Origin of the sequence: Streptosporangium sp. NPDC000095, from assembly GCF_042899335.1 — a bacterium.
In the GTDB taxonomy this organism is placed as follows: Bacteria; Actinomycetota; Actinomycetes; order Streptosporangiales; family Streptosporangiaceae; genus Streptosporangium.
Genome location: NZ_JBIAZS010000012.1, coordinates 227,886 through 244,680, shown reverse-complemented (window position 1 = coordinate 244,680; position 16,795 = coordinate 227,886). Strand labels below are relative to the sequence as shown.

Annotated in this window: 13 protein-coding genes; 8 read left to right on the top strand and 5 right to left on the bottom strand. The window is 70.8% G+C overall.

Features of this window, described 5'->3' with window-relative positions; translation table 11 throughout:
- Positions 1-9: 9 nt before the first annotated feature.
- Genes ACFY3V_RS26105 through ACFY3V_RS26095 form a run of 3 tightly spaced genes read left to right on the top strand, consistent with a single transcriptional unit; the run spans position 10 to position 4,462 of the window.
- On the top strand, positions 10-1,500 hold the full coding sequence (locus ACFY3V_RS26105; RefSeq protein WP_389777031.1) for an LVIVD repeat-containing protein: 1,491 nt from the start codon (positions 10-12) through the stop codon (positions 1,498-1,500).
- Positions 1,497-3,119: an amidohydrolase gene (locus ACFY3V_RS26100; RefSeq protein ID WP_389777028.1), complete on the top strand. Its 1,623-nt coding sequence runs from the start codon at positions 1,497-1,499 to the stop codon at positions 3,117-3,119. Before ACFY3V_RS26105 ends, ACFY3V_RS26100 begins: the two co-directional genes overlap by 4 nt.
- Positions 3,116-4,462: an amidohydrolase family protein gene (locus ACFY3V_RS26095; protein WP_389777025.1), complete on the top strand. Its 1,347-nt coding sequence runs from the start codon at positions 3,116-3,118 to the stop codon at positions 4,460-4,462. The genes ACFY3V_RS26100 and ACFY3V_RS26095 overlap by 4 nt, the downstream gene beginning before the upstream one ends.
- Positions 4,463-4,588: 126 nt before the next feature.
- On the opposite strand, the gene ACFY3V_RS26090 is transcribed toward ACFY3V_RS26095, so the two are convergent.
- Both ACFY3V_RS26090 and ACFY3V_RS26085 read right to left on the bottom strand, forming a co-directional pair.
- Positions 4,589-6,115 carry an arabinogalactan endo-beta-1,4-galactanase gene (locus ACFY3V_RS26090; protein WP_389777022.1) on the bottom strand — a complete coding sequence of 509 codons (1,527 nt, stop codon included), beginning with the start codon at positions 6,113-6,115 and terminating at the stop codon, positions 4,589-4,591.
- An 86-nt stretch (positions 6,116-6,201) separates the two neighbouring features.
- Positions 6,202-8,331 (bottom strand): beta-galactosidase, encoded by a 2,130-nt coding sequence (locus tag ACFY3V_RS26085; RefSeq protein WP_389777019.1) that lies wholly within the window; start codon positions 8,329-8,331, stop codon positions 6,202-6,204.
- Positions 8,332-8,659: 328 nt separating this feature from the next.
- Between ACFY3V_RS26085 and ACFY3V_RS26080 the strand changes: the two genes are divergently transcribed.
- Genes ACFY3V_RS26080 through ACFY3V_RS26065 form a run of 4 tightly spaced genes read left to right on the top strand, consistent with a single transcriptional unit; the run spans position 8,660 to position 12,776 of the window.
- Complete coding sequence (locus ACFY3V_RS26080; protein ID WP_389777016.1) at positions 8,660-9,967, top strand: ABC transporter substrate-binding protein; 1,308 nt, start codon at positions 8,660-8,662, stop codon at positions 9,965-9,967.
- Positions 9,964-10,866 (top strand): carbohydrate ABC transporter permease, encoded by a 903-nt coding sequence (locus ACFY3V_RS26075; RefSeq protein WP_389777013.1) that lies wholly within the window; start codon positions 9,964-9,966, stop codon positions 10,864-10,866. Before ACFY3V_RS26080 ends, ACFY3V_RS26075 begins: the two co-directional genes overlap by 4 nt.
- Positions 10,866-11,732 carry a carbohydrate ABC transporter permease gene (locus tag ACFY3V_RS26070; RefSeq protein WP_389777010.1) on the top strand — a complete coding sequence of 289 codons (867 nt, stop codon included), beginning with the start codon at positions 10,866-10,868 and terminating at the stop codon, positions 11,730-11,732. The genes ACFY3V_RS26075 and ACFY3V_RS26070 overlap by 1 nt, the downstream gene beginning before the upstream one ends.
- A 42-nt stretch (positions 11,733-11,774) precedes the next feature.
- Positions 11,775-12,776: a LacI family DNA-binding transcriptional regulator gene (locus ACFY3V_RS26065; protein WP_350946032.1), complete on the top strand. Its 1,002-nt coding sequence runs from the start codon at positions 11,775-11,777 to the stop codon at positions 12,774-12,776.
- Positions 12,777-12,919: 143 nt separating this feature from the next.
- Here the strand turns inward: ACFY3V_RS26065 and ACFY3V_RS26060 are convergent, their stop codons facing one another.
- Positions 12,920-14,164, bottom strand: coding sequence for a hypothetical protein (locus tag ACFY3V_RS26060; protein ID WP_389777006.1), 1,245 nt, complete (start codon positions 14,162-14,164; stop codon positions 12,920-12,922).
- A 344-nt stretch (positions 14,165-14,508) separates the two neighbouring features.
- Here ACFY3V_RS26060 and ACFY3V_RS26055 point away from each other — a divergent pair, with 344 nt between their 5' ends.
- The gene (locus ACFY3V_RS26055; protein ID WP_389777003.1) at positions 14,509-15,999 is read left to right on the top strand and encodes a pyridoxal phosphate-dependent decarboxylase family protein; all 1,491 of its coding nucleotides are present in this window, start codon (positions 14,509-14,511) and stop codon (positions 15,997-15,999) included.
- A 137-nt stretch (positions 16,000-16,136) separates the two neighbouring features.
- Here the strand turns inward: ACFY3V_RS26055 and ACFY3V_RS26050 are convergent, their stop codons facing one another.
- Both ACFY3V_RS26050 and ACFY3V_RS26045 read right to left on the bottom strand, forming a co-directional pair.
- Positions 16,137-16,457: a type II toxin-antitoxin system PemK/MazF family toxin gene (locus ACFY3V_RS26050; protein ID WP_362902235.1), complete on the bottom strand. Its 321-nt coding sequence runs from the start codon at positions 16,455-16,457 to the stop codon at positions 16,137-16,139.
- Positions 16,447-16,677, bottom strand: a complete 231-nt coding sequence (locus ACFY3V_RS26045) for a hypothetical protein (protein WP_389777000.1) — start codon at positions 16,675-16,677, stop codon at positions 16,447-16,449. Before ACFY3V_RS26045 ends, ACFY3V_RS26050 begins: the two co-directional genes overlap by 11 nt.
- Between the last annotated feature and the right edge of the window lie 118 nt (positions 16,678-16,795).

The window sequence follows — 16,795 nt, the reverse complement described above, 5'->3', positions numbered from 1 at the left end:
GGAAGAACGTTGACCACGAAGGACTATGGGTGGGACGAAGAGCGCCGGCTCTTCGTCCATCCGCAGAGCACACCGTACGTGAGCGGACCGCGGCCCCTGCCGCAGAGCCTGGATTACCTGGAGGACCGCGAGTACACCTCCAACATGACCGTCGAGGCCCGCTGGCCCACGGTCGTCAGGCTGACCCACACCTGGCAGAACGTCGTCGACATGGGCGGCCGACGCTACATGTTCCACTACTACCGACAGGCTCTCAACGTCTACGACATCACCGACCCGACGGCCCGTGAACTGGTTCTCGAAAAGCGGTACGGCCCCGAGGAGGGCGAGTTCGGGGCGGCGGCCATCGCCTACAACAAGCAGCGGGACGCCTGGATTCTAGTGCAGTGCTTCGAGGTGCCGCGCACCTACGGGCCCGACTCCAACAAGTACGCCGACCCCGCCGTGCTGCCTCGGCTGATGGCGGCGCCCGGATTCCGCGGCTTTCGGGTCTACGAGCTGACCGGCCCGACCGACTGGAAGCTGCTCGCCGAGGTGCCGACCGGCCCGGTCGACCCGGCCACCGGGATCCACCAGGGTTCCGGCGGGGTGGACACGCCCGCCTACGACGGCGGCCGTTACATGTTCATCGCCGCCGCCCCCGACGACACGTTCGTCAACCAGGAGTTCGCCACCTACCCGTACACGCCCGCGCAGCTCGTGTACGACATGGAGGATCCGGCGCACCCGAAGCTCCTGTCCACCTGGTGGGTGCCCGGCCAGCGGGCGGGTGAGACCGACGCCTACGAGTCGTGGAGCAGACACGGCAACCGGACCTCGTGGATCGGCGCGCGGGTGCCCATGTCGGTGCCGGTGCCCCTGGAGCAGGGCGGCCGGTACGGCTACGCGGTCATGGGTGGCCTCGGGCTGTACGTGCTCGACCTCGCGGACCCGCGCCGCCCACTGGTCAGCGGCCATCTCGACCTGCCGCACAGCTGGGCCGGCATCGAAGGCGACGTGGTGGACACGAGCCGGGTGACCAGCCACGGCGTCGTGTTCGTCAACGGCGGCCCGATGAACGAGGACGGGTACGAGCCGTACAAGGACATCTATGTGATCGACGTCAAAGACCCGGCGAATCCGCACATCGTGGCGACGTTCCCCCGGCCGGTTCCGCCTGCCGGAGCGCCCTACCAGGACTTCGTGTTCCGGCGGGGCAAGTTCGGTCCCAAACGCTTCGGCTCCAACGCCCACCCCGGGACGGCCGACCCCAACCTCACGCTGTACTCCTTCGGCAACGCGGGTGTTCAGATGTTCGACCTCACCGACGTCCGCCGACCGGCCCTGGCCGGGTACTTCGTGCCGAAGATGACCGACGAGCTGGGCGACCCGCGCTCCTATCTCGTGCCGACCGAGAGCATCTTCGTGGAGTGGGACCGCCGCCTGGTCTGGGCCTTCACGAACTCCGGCATGTACCTGCTGACCAGCCCGCTGCTGGGCGAGCCGAGGATCGCCCGATGACGGCCGATCTCATCCTGGTCGACGGCGACATCACCACCAGCGCGGGCGGGCGGCGGGTGAGCGGCCTCGCCGTGCGCGCCGGGCGGGTGCTCGCGGCCGGGAGCACCGACGAGATCCGCCGGTACGCCGACTCCGGCACCCGGGTCGTGGACCTGGGAGGCCGCTGCGTGATCCCCGGCCTGGTCGACAACCACATCCACTTCGTGCGGGCCGGGCTCACCTGGAACTCGGAGCTGCGCTGGGAACGCTGCCCCAGCCTCGCCGCCGGTCTGCGGACCATCGCCGAGACGGCCGGTACCCGGACGCCGGACGAGTGGGTGCTGGTGATCGGCGGCTGGCACGAACGCCAGTTCCCGGAGGGACGCGGACCGGATCTCGCCGAACTGGACGAGGTCGCGCCGGATCGCCCCGTCTTCGTGCAGATGATGTACGACTGGGCCCAGGTCAACACCGCGGGAATGCGCGCCACCGGTCTCACCGCCGAGACCGCCCGCGCGGCCGGAGCGCACCTGTTCGAGTGGGACGGCCACGGCCGGCCGACCGGCCGGGTACTGGGCATGGAGGGCTGCAAATGGCTCTACGCCCGGCTGCCCAAGGAGACACTGGAAGCCCAGATCGCCTCGACCGCCCGGCTCTCCCGCGACCTCAACCGTTTCGCGGTGACCGCGCTGATCGACGGCGGCGGCGTGAACACCGGTCCGGACGTCTACGAGGCCGTGTACGAGGTGGACCGGCGCGGCGACCTGACCGTACGGACGTTCCTGACCGTGCACGCGTCGGCGCGTGGGCGCGAGGCCGAGGAGATCGCCGGATACCTGCGCTACGGTCGCCCCCGGCACGGCAGCGGAACGCTCCGGCTGCTCGGCTTCGGCGAGGTCGTGCTCTACGGCCTGCACGACCGGGTGCACACCCGGGTCGACGTGACCGACGCCGACCGGACCGAACTGATCCGCGTCTTCACCGACCTGGCGGCCGGTGGCTGGCCGGTACAGATGCACGCGCACCGGCCCGAGGTGATCGAGACCGTCATCGCGGCCTGCGAGGAGGTGAACGCCCGCCATCCGCTCGCGCCGCTGCGATGGGGCATCGTGCACGGCGAGATGATCAATTCGGCGCAGGTGGGACGCATCCGCGCACTCGGACTCGGCGTCCTCACCCAGAGCCTGCTGCGTTTCCTCGGCGACCAGATGGTGGGCGCGTTCGGCGCCGAACGGGTACGCGACGCGCCACCGCTGCGCGCCCTGCTCGACGCCGGGGTTCCGGTCAGCGCCGGCACCGACGCGATGCGCGGCGCCTCCTACGACCCGTTCACCTCGCTGCACTTCTACCTGACCGGCCGCACCATCGGTGGCGACCGGATCGTCGCCGACGAGAACCTGCTCGACCGCGACGAGGCACTGCGTCTCTACACGCGCGGCAGCGCCTGGAACTGCTTCGCCGAGCACGAGATCGGCGCGCTGGAACCGGGCTTCCGCGCCGACCTCGCGGTGCTCTCCGACGACTACTTCACCGTCGACGTGAACAAGATCCTTACGTTGGAGTCGGAGCTGACCCTGCTCGGCGGCCGGCCCGTGTACGCGAGCGGCGAACTGGCCGCAGTCCTGGAGGAGGGCCGATGAGCCGACTGCTGATCCGCGGTGGCCGCGTGGTGACCATGGACCCGGCGCTGGGCGACGTCGACGGCGACGTCCTCGTGGTCGACGGGCGGATCGCCGAGATCGGTCCCGATTTGTCCGCCGCGGACGCGGAGATCCTCGACGCGACCGGCACCGTCGTGCTTCCCGGCTTCGTCGACACCCACCGCCACACCTACCAGTCGCTGGTCCGCGGCCTGCTGCCGAGCTGCACGCTCGGGGAGTTCATGGGGACCATCTTCAACAGCGTGGCCCCGGCCTACACCCCCGAGCTGATGCGGCTGGGCAACTACGTCGGTGCCCTCGACGCGCTCGACGCCGGCATCACGACCATGGTCGACTGGTCGCCGAGCGAGACCCCGGACCACGCGGACGGAGCGATCGAGGGCCTTCGGCAGGCCGGCATCCGGGCGATGTACGCACACGGCATGCCGGCCGGCGGCCAGTGGTGGTACCGCAGCGAGCTCAACCACCCGGCCGACGCCCGCCGGATCAGGGCCGAGCACTTCCCCTCCGACGACGGCCTGCTCACGATGGCGCTCGCACTCCGCCAGCCCGGCAACGTCGTCGACGAGGTCGCCGTGAACGACTGGAAACTCTCGCGTGAACTCGGCGTCCGCGTCTCGGTGCACACCGCGATGCGCTCAGGCGGCGCGACCGGCCATCCGATCCGCTCCCTGCACCGGCTCGGCCTGCTCGGCGAGAACACCACGTTCATCCACTGCACGACCAGCGCCGACGACGAGATCGCGATGATCGCCGACTCCGGGGGCACAGTCTCGATCGCGCCGTACGTCGAACTGGTGATGGGCCACGGCCTGCCGCGGATCACCGCGATGCTCGCGCACGGTGTGGCCCCCACGCTCAGCATCGACACCGTCACCACCTCGCCCGGCGACATGTTCACCCAGCTGCGGATGGCACTCGCCCTCGGCCGCGCCGAGGCGTTGCCCGAGAACCCGGAGGATCCTTTCACCCCGACGCTCACCCACCGCGACGTCCTGCGGCTGGCCACCCTCGACGGTGCCCGGGCCTGCGGCCTGGGCGACCGAACCGGCACCCTCACCCCGGGCAAGGCGGCTGACGTCCTCCTCGTCCGAGCCGACTCGATCCGTACCCTCCCCCTGCGGGACCCGGCGGCCACCGTGGTCTCCTCGGCAGACCGGGCCGACGTCGACACGGTGCTCGTCGCCGGTGTGATCCGCAAGCGCGGCGGCGTCCTGGTCGGCGTCGACCTGCCCCGCCTCCGCGCCGAGGCGATCGCCGCCCACGAGGACATCCTGACCCGAGCCGGACTCAAGACGGAGGATCGCGCCGCGGGAGAGTAGTCGCGGCCCTGACCCGAGCCGGACTCAAAACGGAAGCTCGAGCCGTGGGGCGTGGCCGCGCCTCTGCCCCGCGACGACGTCTCACGGCGGCACGCCCGGCATGTCCCGGGCGTGCCGCCGTGAGGATCACTGGTGGGTGAACTGGGCGAGGGCGGGCAGCGCCCTGTCGGCGAAGTCGAACAACGCCTGGTTCTCCCAGCCGTTGCCCGAGGACGGGTCGGCCGGGTCCCAGCCGTTCCCGGTCACCGCGGTCCAGGTGGGCTCCCAGTACACCGCGCCGAGCCCGCGCCCGCCCGGCACGGCCTGCACGATGCTCATCACGTCGCGCAGCATCGCCGACTGGCCCGCCGACGAGGCCGGGTATCCGGGGTACGGGGTCGCCGCGGTGATGATGTTGGCGAGGCCGTCGTCGTTGCCCGTGGTGAAGGGGTAGGCGGTCTCGGCGAGCAGGACGGGCCTGCCGTACCGGGACGCGATGTCGTTGATGTTCGCCTGGAAGGCGCCGAGCGTGCCGTGCCAGTAGGGGTAGTAGGAGACGCCGATCACGTCGTAGTTCACGCCGTGCGCCGCGGCGCTGTCGAACCACCAGCGAAACAGCCCGTTGTCACCGCCCTCGGCCAGATGCAGCACCACCCGGGTCGAGGACGAGACGGCCTTGACCGCGCTGTAGCCCGAGTTGAGCAGCTGGGCGAGGTTGCCGAAGTTGGAGCTGCGACCGTCCTCCCAGAGCATGCCGTCGTTGATCTCGTTTCCGACCTGGACCATGTCCGCGGTGGTGCCCTGCGCCTTCAGCGCGTTCAGCACGTCGTAGGTGTGGTTGTAGACAGCCGTCTTGAGCTGCGCGAACGTGTATCCGTTCCACGCGGCCGGCTTGTACTGCTTGCCCGGGTCGGCCCAGGTGTCGGAGTAGTGGAAGTCGACGAGCAGGCGCATCCCCCTCGCCTTGACCCGCTGTGCCATGGCCAGCACCCGCGCCTTGTTGTTGTAGCCGTCGGCCGGGTTCACCCACACCTTCAGCCGGACGTAGTTGGCTCCGGCCGCCGCCAGGATCGCGAGGGCGTCACCCCGCGCGCCCCCGGCGTCGTGGTACCTGCCCCCGTACGCCTCCGACTTGGGCAGGCTCGAGGTGTCGGCGCCCTTCACCGCCAGCGTCGCCGACCCCGCCGCGAAGGTGACGTCGTCGAAGTTGGCCCAGCCGCCCGCCGCCGCCGCGGAGCCGAGGGAGATCGTGCACTGGCCGCCCGTCACGTTCTGGGTGACGACGATCTGGATCCACTCCGAGGAGCTGACCGGCGCGTGGGTCCGCCTCTCGGCGGAGCCGCAGTTCCGCAGCGCGATCCAGCTCTGGCTCATCGCCCCCGACCTCACCCAGACGCGGAGCGTGTAGGCGCCCGAGGCCAGGCCGGTCAGCGTCTGGTTGGTCTCGACGGTGTACGCGGCGGTGGACCAGTGCGACAGGCGGTAGGAGCCCGTGCGACCGCCGGCCTCGGTGAAGTCGGCGGAGGCGTTGCCCGCGGTGCTCCACGAGACCGGCGCGGCGACGCCGCCTCCGGTCTCGAAGCCGCCGTTGGCGACCGTGGGGGCGGCTCGGGCCGGTAACGGCACCAGGACGGCGGCGGCACACACCAGCAGTGCCATCAGGATCTTCTTCAAGGGTCCTCACTTGGTCAGGAGTGATGTGGACGATCCCCGAGACCCCGGGTGCCGCGCTCAGGTGGCGGGCGCGACCCCGGGGACGATCACGCGTCTCCGGCCGGCTCGACGACCGTGACGCCGCCGGCGGGCACGGTCGCCGACCCGGTGTACGCGGCGCCGTCGAGCATCCCGGTCCCGCTCACCTCCGGGACGGTGACCGGCTCCTCGCCGTGGTTGATGAGGAAGAGGTGGCGGCCCCGGCGTACGAGCTCCAGGGTGTCGGGCAGGCCGCGCGGGCGGGACACGCCCGCCTGGTCGAGGACCGCGCGAAGGAGAGCGCGCAGATCCCGCTCGGTGCCCGTTCCCGTGTCGCCCGCCGGGCCGCCGAGGTCACCGGGGTCACCGGAGTCACGGCGACCTTCGGGAACGCCGGGGGCGTGGCCGGGGGCGCGGAACCCTTCGGGAACGCCGGGGGCGCGGTCGGGGGACGGGTCGAGGGCGGTGGCGACGTACCAGGCGGTGCCCGCGCCCAGCTCGTGGCGGGTCACCGCGGGGTGGCCCGCGTCCGGCCCGCCGGTGAAGGCGTGCACGGCGCGCGCCCCGGCGAGGCGGATCCGCTCGGACCAGATCCGGCCGGTCAGGCCGTCGTCGCCGACGGGCACCGTGCCGTTCTCCGGCAGCGGGTGGAACTCCTCCACCGCCAGGCCGAGCACGTCGCGCAGCGCGCCGGGAGGGGCGCCGGGGTGGACGGCGTCGTTCTCGTCGACGATTCCGGAGAAGTAGGAGACGACCAGGTGCCCGCCCGCCTCCACGTAGCGGCGCAGGTTCTTGCCGGCCGCCTCCGTGAGCAGGTAGGAGCTGGGGACGACGACCATCCGGTACGCCGAGAGGTCGGCACCCGGGTGGGCGAAGTCGACGGTGACGTGCTCGCGCCAGAGCGCCTCGTAGTAGGCCTCCATCCGCTCGCGAAAGCGCAGGTCGACCGAGGGGCGCCACTCCAGCTCCAGCGCCCAGAACGACTCCCAGTCCCATACGAGCGCGACCTCGGCCTCGACGCGGGAGCCGCGCAGGCCGGCCAGCCCGCGCAGGTCGGCGCCGAGGGCGACCACGTCGCGCCAGAGGCCGGAGTCCGTCCCGGCGTGCGGCAGCATCGCCGAGTGGAACTTCTCCGCGCCGTGCCGGGAGGCGCGCCACTGGAAGAACAGCACCGAGTCCGATCCCCGGGCGACGTGGGCGAGGCTGTTGCGCCGCATCTCCCCCGGCCGCTTGGCGAGGTTGCGCGGCTGCCAGTTGACGGCGCCGGTCGAGTGCTCCATGAGCATCCACGGGCGCCCACCCGCCACCGAGCGGGTGAGGTCGGCGGCCATGGCCAGTTCGATGTGGTTCTCGGCCCGCCCGGCGTCGAGGTAGTGGTCGTTGGAGACGACGTCCACCTCGCCCGCCCAGCGCCAGTAGTCCATCGGCTCACAGTTGGCGATCATGAAGTTGGTGGTGACCGGCTGGTCGCCGAAGCGACGGATGGCGTCGCGTTCGCGGCGGAAGTTGGCGATGTGCGCGTCGACGGAGAAGCGCGCGTAGTCGAGTTGCAGGGCCGTCAGCTGGCCGGGCGGTGCGAGCCTCGGCGGCTCCACCTCCTCGAACGAGCCGTAGGTCAGCCCCCAGAACGTGGTCCCCCAGGCGGCGTTGAGCGCCGCCACGTCGCCGTGCCGCTCGCGCAGCCAGTCGCGGAACGCCTCGGCGGAGGTCTCGCAGTAGCAGCGGGCGTTGGCCCAGCCGTACTCGTTGTGGACGTGCCACATCGCGACCGCCGGGTGCCCGGCGTAGCGCTCGGCGAGCCGCTCGGCGATCCGCTCGGAGGCGACGGCGTACTCGGGGGAACTCGGGCAGAAGCTGTGCCGGGAGCCTCCGGCGACGACGCGGCCCTCACGGTCGACCAGGCGGGCGCCGGGGTATGCCGTCCTGAACCAGGTGGGCGGGGACGAGGTCGGCGTCGCGAGGTCGATCATGATGTCCCAGGAGTGCAGCAGGTCGACGATCCTGTCCAGCCTGCCGAAGTCGTAGCCCCCCTCGGCGGGCTCCAGCATGCTCCAGTTGAACACCCCGAGGCTGACCAGGTTCACCCCGGCCTCGCGCATCAGCCGGACGTCCTCGCGCCAGACCTCCTCCGGCCACTGCTCGGGGTTGTAGTCCCCGCCGTACGCGATGCCCTCCGGCAGGGCTGGATATCCGGGCAACGACTCCCCCTCGAACGGTTTCTGTGAACGTGCACAGTAATGTACGACCGATGCCCCCGGAAGGCCAGCGCCGAGATCCCCGGCACATCAGCGGGTTAACAAGAACGTAACGGGCATTGACAGCACCTCCCGGCTAATTTCAGTCTGTGAACGTTCCCAGAGAGGTGCCGGCGGCCTCCTCTCGGCCTCTCTCGCCGACTTCGCCGGCGGCCCACCTCGTGGCCTCCCAGCGGCCGACGCCTCTGTCATAGACCCGTCATAACCCGTCACGAACCTGACATGAACCCCCACACGGACCCCCACGCCCCCCACGGAGGAACACATGCAGATGAACCGGCTCGTAGCGGTGGCGACCGCGCTCCTCGCCGCCGCCCTGGCCGCCGGGTGCTCGGGCACCCCCCAGGAGGCGGCCGCCCCGGACGCGCGGAGTTCGGCCCCCGCCGGGCCGGTGAAACTCACCTACTGGACCTGGGTCCCCAACATGGACAAGATCGTGACGGTCTGGAACCAGGCCAACCCCAACATCCAGGTCACCGTCAGCAAGCAGGCCGGCGGCGACGACGCGGCCGCCAAGTTCCTCACCGCCGCCAAGGCGGGAAACCCTCCCGACCTCGTCCAGGCCGAGTACCAGATGCTGCCCTCCTTCGTCGCCGCCGACGCGGTGGCCGACCTCTCCGGCGAGGCCGGCGCGGCGAAGGGCGAGTTCGGCGAGGGCGTCTGGGGCCTGGTCACGCTCGGCACCGACGCCGTCTACGCGCTCCCCCAGGACAGCGGCCCGATGATGCTCTACTACCGCCAGGACCTGTTCGACAAGTACGGCATCGAGGTGCCGAAGACCTGGGACGAGTACGCCGAGGCCGCCCGCACCGTGCGGAAGAAGGACCCCAAGGTCTTCCTGGGGACCTTCTCCAGCAAGGACCCCGGCTCCTTCGTCGGCCTCGCCCAGCAGGCGGGCGCCCAGTGGTGGTCGATCAGCGGCGAGTCCTGGAAGGTCGCCGTCGACGACGAGGCCACCAGGAAGGTCGCCGACTACTGGGGCGGCCTCGTCTCCGAGGGCGTCATCGACGACCAGCCGTACTTCACCCCCGAGTGGAACAAGGCGCTGAACGACGGCAGGCTGCTCACCTGGCCCTCGGCGGTCTGGGCCCCGGGCGTGCTGTCCGGCAACGCCCCCAAGGCGAAGGGCAAATGGGCGATCGCCCCGCTGCCGCAGTGGAACGCCGGTGAGAACGCGAGCGGCTTCTGGGGCGGCTCCTCCACCGCGGTCTCCGCCAAGTCCCCCCACCTGGCCGCCGCCGCGAAGTTCGCGACCTGGCTCAACACCGACCCCGAGGCGCTCGGTCTGCTCGTCTCCGAGGGCGCGCTCTACCCCGCGGCCACCAAGGGCGGCACCATGCTCGGTGAGGCCCCCGAATACTTCTCCAACCAGCCCGACTTCTGGCAGCGGACCGCCACGATCGCGAGCGGCGCCCGCGGCTTCACCTTCGGCCCGAACGTCAACGTGACCTACAACGCCTTCAAGGACGCCTTCGACAAGGCCCTGCAGGACAGGTCGGCGTTCTCAGACGCCCTCGTGAAGATGCAGGACGCGACGGTCGCGGACATGCAGAAGTCCGGATTCCAGCTCGCCCGATGACACGACGCCCCGGCGGCGGCGTTCGCACCGCGAGCGCCGTCCCCTACCTCCTCCTCGCACCGGCCATGGCGCTGTTCACACTCTTCATGGCCCTCCCCATCGCCTACACGGCCTACCTCAGCCTGCGGCGCACGAAGGTCTCGGGACTGGGCCTGGGCAAGGGCTCCCGCCGCGAGGTCTTCGCCGGCCTCGACAACTACGCGGCGACACTCGCCGACGGCGAGCTGTGGGCCGGCTGGCTCCGCGTCCTGGGCTACGGCCTGCTGGTGCTCGTCGTCATGCTCGGGCTCGCCCTGCTGTTCGCGCTGCTGCTGGACTCGGCGCACGTGCGGCTCGCCCGCTTCTCCAGGATCTCCCTCTTCCTGCCGTACGCGGTGCCGGGCGTGGCCGCGACCCTGCTGTGGGGCTTCCTCTACCTGCCCAGCCTCAGCCCGATCCGCCAGGTGCTCGACATCGACCTGCTCGGCTCGGGCACGGTGGTGCTGTCCATGGCGAACGTGGCGGTCTGGGGCGGCGTCGGCTTCAACACGCTGGTCCTCTACACCGCGCTGCGCGCCGTGCCCAGGACCTACTACGAGGCCGCCAGGATCGACGGGGCGAGCGAGATCCAAATAGCACTGCGGGTCAAGGTCCCGATCCTGCTGCCCGCGATCATCCTGACCACGGTCTTCTCCATCATCGCCACGATCCAGGTTTTCACCGAGCCGACCACCCTGCGGCCGCTCACCAACACGATCAGCTCGACCTGGAGCCCGCTCATGAAGGTCTACCGCGACGCCTTCGTCACCGGCGACCTCTACTCGGCCGCCGCCACCTCGATCGTCATCGCGGCGATCTCCCTCGTCCTGTCGTTCGGTTTCCTGCGCGTCGTCCGCGACCGCGCCTTCGGGGAGGGCTGATGGCCACCACAACCCCCACCGGGGCGGGCCGCCGACGCCGCCCTGCCGGGATCGCACCGACCGCGATCCTGCTGCTGGGCGCGCTCTACTGCCTGCTGCCGGTCAGCTGGGTGCTGGTGGCGGCCGGCAAGTCGAAGGCGGAGCTGTTCTCCACCTCGACCTTCGCCCCCGGCACCGGCCTGCTGTCCAACCTCGCCGACCTCGCCGCCTACCGCGACGGCGTGTTCTGGCTGTGGATGCTCAACACGCTGCTGTACGCGGGCGGCGGCGCCCTGCTGTCCACGGCCGTCTCCGCCGTCTCCGGCTACACCCTGGCCAAATATCGCTTCCCCGGCCGCAACCTGATCTTCAACCTGCTGCTCGGCGGCGTCCTGGTACCCGCCGTGGTGCTCGCCATCCCGCAGTATCTGCTGTTCTCCCGGATCGGGCTCGCCGACACCTACTGGTCGGTCCTGCTCCCGCAGATCCTGAGCCCGTACGGCATCTATCTCGCCCGCGTCTACGCCACCGCCGCCGTCCCCGACGCGCTGCTGGAGGCCGGGCGCATCGACGGCGCCGGGCACCGGCTGCTGCTGGGCCGGATAGCCCTGCCCCTCATGTTGCCCGGCATGGTGACCATCTTCCTGTTCCAGTTCGTCGCCATCTGGAACAACTTCCTGCTGCCGTTCATCATGCTGGGCGACGACCAGAGGTTCCCGCTCACCGTCGGGCTCTACACCCTGCTCGCCGCGGGGGCCAACCAGCCCTCGCTCTACAACCTGATCCTCACCGGCACACTGCTCTCGATCATCCCGTTGATCGCGCTCTTCCTCACGATGCAGCGCTACTGGAGGACCGACCTGGCCGGCGGGGCCGTGAAAAGCTGAGGCCCGGCCGATCGGCCGCCGGGCGAGGGGAAAATGGGGAGCATGGCGAAGCGTCCGACCATTCACGACGTCGCGGCGGTGGCGGGGGTGTCCCGGGGAACGGTGTCCCGGGTCCTCAACGACGACCGGTACGTCAGCCCCGCCGCGCACGCCGCCGTCAAGCGGGCCATCGCCGAGACGGGCTACGTGCTCAACCGGGCCGCCCGCAGCCTGGTCACCCAGCGGACCGGCTCGGTGGTGATGGTCCTGTCGGAGCCGCAGGAGAGGCTGTTCGAGGACCCCACCTTCAGCGTGCTGCTGCGCACCGCCACCCGGCGGCTCGCCGAGCGGGACGTGTCGCTCGTGATGATGATCGCCGGGAACGACGGCGACCGCGACCGGGTGATCCGCTACCTGCGCGGCGGCCACGCCGACGGGGTCTTCCTGGTCTCCACCCACGCCGGTGACAAGCTGGTGGACGCGCTGCTGGACATCCCGGTGGCCGCCGTCGCCCAGGGGGCGGTCATCGGCAGGGAGAACGTGATCCCGTACGCCGCCGCCGACGACCGCGAGGGCGCCCGGCAGATGACGCGCTACCTGGTGGAGCGCGGCCACCGGCGGATCGCCACCATCACCGGCCCGCTCGACACCCCCGGCGGCGCGCTGCGACTGGAGGGCTTCGCCGACATCCTCGGCAGGAAGGCCGGCAGGAGGCTCATCGAGCACGGCGACTACACCCAGCTGGGCGGGGAGAGCGCGATGGCCAGACTGTTGGAGCGCTCCCCCGACATCGACGCGGTGTTCGTCGCCTCCGACCTGATGGCCGCGGGCGCGCTCTCGGCCCTGCGCGCCGCGGGGCGGAGGGTGCCCGAGGACGTCGCGGTGGGCGGCTTCGACGACTCGGCGGTGGCGCTCACCACCCACCCGCCGCTCACCACCGTCCGCCAGCCCCTGGAACGGGTCGCGGAGGAGACCGTCCGCCTGCTGCTCGCCCTCATCGACGGCGCCGAACACCTGGAGCCGGTCATACTGCCCACGACCCTCGTCGTGCGCGAGTCCGCCTGACCGATCGGCCACCATCCGCGGGTCCGCGACCGATCGGCCACCGGAGGCGGGGTCGCATGACCGGCGGGCCCGGCCGACCTGATCGTCAGGTCGGCCGGGCGAACGGCGGAGTCGAACGGGGTCGAGCGGAATCAACGACGGGGTCAACGACCGGGCGAGGACCCGTTCACGGTGAGAACCTGCTCGGTCTCGATCGCCGGGAAAGTGCCGGTGTCGATGATCCCGTGCTCGTGGAAGGCGGCCTCCAGCAGCGCGTGAGCCTTGGGCTCCAGCTTCCACAGGGCGCGGTACTCACGGGCGGTGACCAGGGAAACCCCGGTCTCGTGGGCGATGTCGGACGCGCGGGGCACGAACTTCCGCTCGATCTGCTTGTCCCAGTATTCCCGCGCGGCACGCATCAGGGCCGCGCGCTGCGCCGTGTCGACGACCGGCGGCGGACCGTCCAGCACCTGGACCTCGTCGTCGTCATCCTCGTCCCCGAACCGCGACGAGGAGGGACCCGCGGCCACCGCGGGACGCGCCGGCTCCGGCTCCCACGGCACCGGCGGCGTCAGGTCGATCAGCGCGGAGGTGTTGTAGAGGGCGCCGATCTGGGAGAGCAGGGCCTCCTGGCGCACCGAGTCGACGGCCAGGCCGGTGTGCTCCACCGCCCGGTCCATGGCACGGTCCAGCTTGGTGAGGGCCGAGCGCATCTTCCGGTCGGACGCCCCGGACTCGCGGAGCGCGCGGGCGCGCTTGGCCGCCAGCGCGACCCTGGTCAGCCTGCGGTGGGCGTCGACCTCACTCGCCGTACGGTCGCTGACCTCGGCCAGCCCGATGCGGACGAGTGCCCGCTCGGGGGTGAGCCGCCAGTTGATGCGCGAGCGCCCACTGATCCGGTGGCGTTCGATCGCCATGCCGCGCTCCCACAGCCACGCCGCCACCAGGGGAGCGGCGAGCCGGAAGATGGCCTCGGCCGTGCTGCGGGCGTCCATGCTGGACAGCACTGCGGTCAGGCCGGTGAGCGCCCACACGGCGATGCCGTCGATGCCCGCTGAGAAGTTCTCCCGCATGTTGCGGCGGGCACGGACCGCGCTGGTGATGACCGCAACCTCGATGAAGGCGAAGAGCAGCAGCCTCAGCGGGCCGTCGAAGCCGAGCACGTCACCGGAGAAGCGCCACATGCCCTGGGCGGAGACGCCCGTCGCGATGCTGGCGGCGACGATGGTGAGGATGTCCTCCACCGGACGGGGCGCGACATGGGAGTGGAAGAAGCGGACCGCTATCCGCTGGACGGCGCGAAGCGCGAAGTAGGCCACGACCAGCAGGACGAGGGCGAACACGCCGATGATGACCGTCAGGATCGGTTGGTCCGATGCGAAGGCGGTGATTTGATCGATGGGGGGCATCAGTCACTGTCCGTCAGTCTCGAATGTCCGACAGGATATTCAGCGATCATTCCAGAATGTTCGGTGGCTTGCTCGCGAAACGGGCGCTCACGAGCGTGACAGAAGTGAACACAGTTGCGCCGACAGCCAGTAAAGACAGCGGCTCCCGTCCGATCGGCCGCCCCTTCATGGTCGGCCGGGCGATCGAGCAACGGCCTCGTAGCCTCCCGCCTGCCGATATCCGCCCGGCCGGGCGGTCGCGTACCGGCCCCGCACGGGGGGTGAGTTCGCATGATCACCGAAGACCGAGTCCGTACCCCGGGGGTCGTTGGTCAGACGTCCGACCGGCGTCGTAGCGTCGAGGCATGGACGCCAGCGACAAAACGGTCACTTCCCACGCTCCTGGGCCGTCGCCCACCGGCGGCCGCCCGCCCGAGACGCCGCAGACGACGGGGACCGGTCGCGAGTGCGGGTCGCTCGACACCGACCGTGACCACCTCCCCGAACTGCTTGAGGCCACCCGCGCCTACGCCGCACGCCTCCTCGCCGGGCTCGGCGACCGGGCGGCGGCGCGGACACCGGTCAGGCCCGTGCCCGCGTCGCTGCCCGAGGCGGGGATCGGCCTACGAGGGGCGTTGGAGGAGTTCGCGCGGCGGTGGGAGCCCGGCTTCGCGGCCGGTGCGGGCCCCCGCTACCTGGGTTTCGTCACGGGCGGCGTGACGCCCGCCGCGCTCGCGGGCGACTGGCTGACCGGCACCCTCGACCAGAATCCCACCTCGGGCCTGGACTCCCTCGCCCCCGACCTGGAGCGGGAGACGGTCGCGTGGCTACGCGATCTCTTCGGCCTGCCTCCCGAGCACGAGGGGGCGTTCGTCAGCGGCGCGACCCTGTCCAACCTCACCGGCCTCGCGATCGCGAGGGAGTGGCTGGGCGAGCGGCGCGGCGTCTCGGTGGCCGAGGAGGGCGTCGCGGCGCTCGGGCCGGTGACCGTGCTGTCGGGAAGCCCGCACTCCAGCACCGTCAAGTCGCTGTCCATGCTCGGCCTGGGACGGTCGGCGCTCCGGCGGGTCGGCCTCCTGCCCGGCCGGGAGGCGGTGGACGTGGCCCGGCTCGCCGAGGAACTCGACCGGCTGGACGGCGCTCCGGCGATCGTGGTCGCCAACTCCGGCACGGTGAACACCGTCGACTTCGACGACCTGCGCGCCATCGCGGCCCTGCGCGAACACCACCCGTTCTGGCTGCACGTGGACGCCGCGTTCGGGGCGTTCGCCGCGCTCTCGCCCGAGCACGCCCACCTCGTCGCGGGCCTCGATGAGGCCGACTCGGTCTGCGTGGACCTGCACAAGTGGCTGAACGTGCCCTACGACAGCGCGGTCCAGTTCACCCGCCGCCGCGACCTGCAACTCCGCGTCTTCCAGAACTCCGCCGCCTATCTCACCCCGGTGGGCGACGTCCCCGACCTCGTACACCTCACGCCGGAGAACTCCCGGCGCCTGCGTGCGCTGGCCGCCTGGTTCACCCTCGCCGCGTACGGGCGCGAGGGGCACGCGGAGATCGTCCGGCACGACATCGCCCTCGCCGCCGCACTCGGCGAGCGGATCGCCGCGATGCCCGCCTACCGGCTGCTCGCCCCCGTACGGCTCAACGTGGTCTGCTTCACCCTCGCCTCCTCCCCCACCCCTGCGAGGATCGCCGAGGTGGCCGAGGCGATCACCGACTCCGGCGAGGCGTTCCTCACGCCGACCGTCCACGAGGGGGTGCCCGCGCTGCGCGCCGCGTTCAGCAACTGGCGCACCACCGAATCCGACGTCGACCGAATCGCGAAGCTCCTCCAGGAGGTCGTGAACCAAGCGTGAGCTCGATCGGCCTCGGGGCAGTGACGAACGGTTCTGATTCGTCCAGTCCGCGGGGCGTCCGCCTTCTGCCGTGATCCCGTTCTCGTACTCCATCGGAAGTGGGATCACGGCGAAAAGGCGCTCATCCGGCGCTTTCTCTATCGGAGCAGCCCGAGGACCGTGTGGAGGGCCTCGTCGACCTCTTCGATCTCGGCGGGGTCCAGGCGACCGGCGAAGTCGCCCAGACGGTGCAGGGTGACAGCCATGGTCTGCTCGACCATGACCCGGCTCTGCTTGCCGAGCAGTTCGACTTCGGGACGGAAGGGTGCGGGGGGTGCACTGGCCGAGGTCGGTGCGATGAGGACGGTGGAGAGGTGGGAGAGGAAATCCGACTGGAGGATCACGGCGAAGCGCTCGCCTCGCTGTTCATGGGCCATCGCGTCACGAGGAGCGCGCAGCCGGTACACGTCACCACGCACGCAGGTGCTCCGTGTCCCTCATGATCGCTTCGGCTTCGGCCCTGTCGGCGGGATCTTTGGCCAGCCTCTCGGCCGCGATCCGAGCCTCCTCCATCCGATGGAGTCGTTGGGCGACGACAAGAGCTTCACGAACCGCTTCGGTCACGGAACGGCCATCAGCGGTCAGCTCGCTCAAAGCCTTCTCCGCTCTGGCATCAAGGTCGACAGACAGCATGGCCATATCTTCACTGTACGATGCGGCGCCTCGCAGGTCTTCGACCAAATTCTGTGAGCGTATGGATACTAAGAGTGATCGAATGTATGCCTCGCCTGCCGAGCGGCGAGAGGCGTCCGGACGG

Coding starts and splice junctions, on each gene's coding strand:
- ACFY3V_RS26045 (WP_389777000.1), bottom strand. CDS start 16,677: ATGGCCATGCTGTCTGTCGACCTTGATGCCAGAGCGGAGAAGGCTTTG.
- ACFY3V_RS26080 (WP_389777016.1), top strand. CDS start 8,660: ATGAACCGGCTCGTAGCGGTGGCGACCGCGCTCCTCGCCGCCGCCCTG.
- ACFY3V_RS26055 (WP_389777003.1), top strand. CDS start 14,509: ATGGACGCCAGCGACAAAACGGTCACTTCCCACGCTCCTGGGCCGTCG.
- ACFY3V_RS26060 (WP_389777006.1), bottom strand. CDS start 14,164: ATGCCCCCCATCGATCAAATCACCGCCTTCGCATCGGACCAACCGATC.
- ACFY3V_RS26095 (WP_389777025.1), top strand. CDS start 3,116: ATGAGCCGACTGCTGATCCGCGGTGGCCGCGTGGTGACCATGGACCCG.
- ACFY3V_RS26065 (WP_350946032.1), top strand. CDS start 11,775: ATGGCGAAGCGTCCGACCATTCACGACGTCGCGGCGGTGGCGGGGGTG.
- ACFY3V_RS26070 (WP_389777010.1), top strand. CDS start 10,866: ATGGCCACCACAACCCCCACCGGGGCGGGCCGCCGACGCCGCCCTGCC.
- ACFY3V_RS26100 (WP_389777028.1), top strand. CDS start 1,497: ATGACGGCCGATCTCATCCTGGTCGACGGCGACATCACCACCAGCGCG.
- ACFY3V_RS26075 (WP_389777013.1), top strand. CDS start 9,964: ATGACACGACGCCCCGGCGGCGGCGTTCGCACCGCGAGCGCCGTCCCC.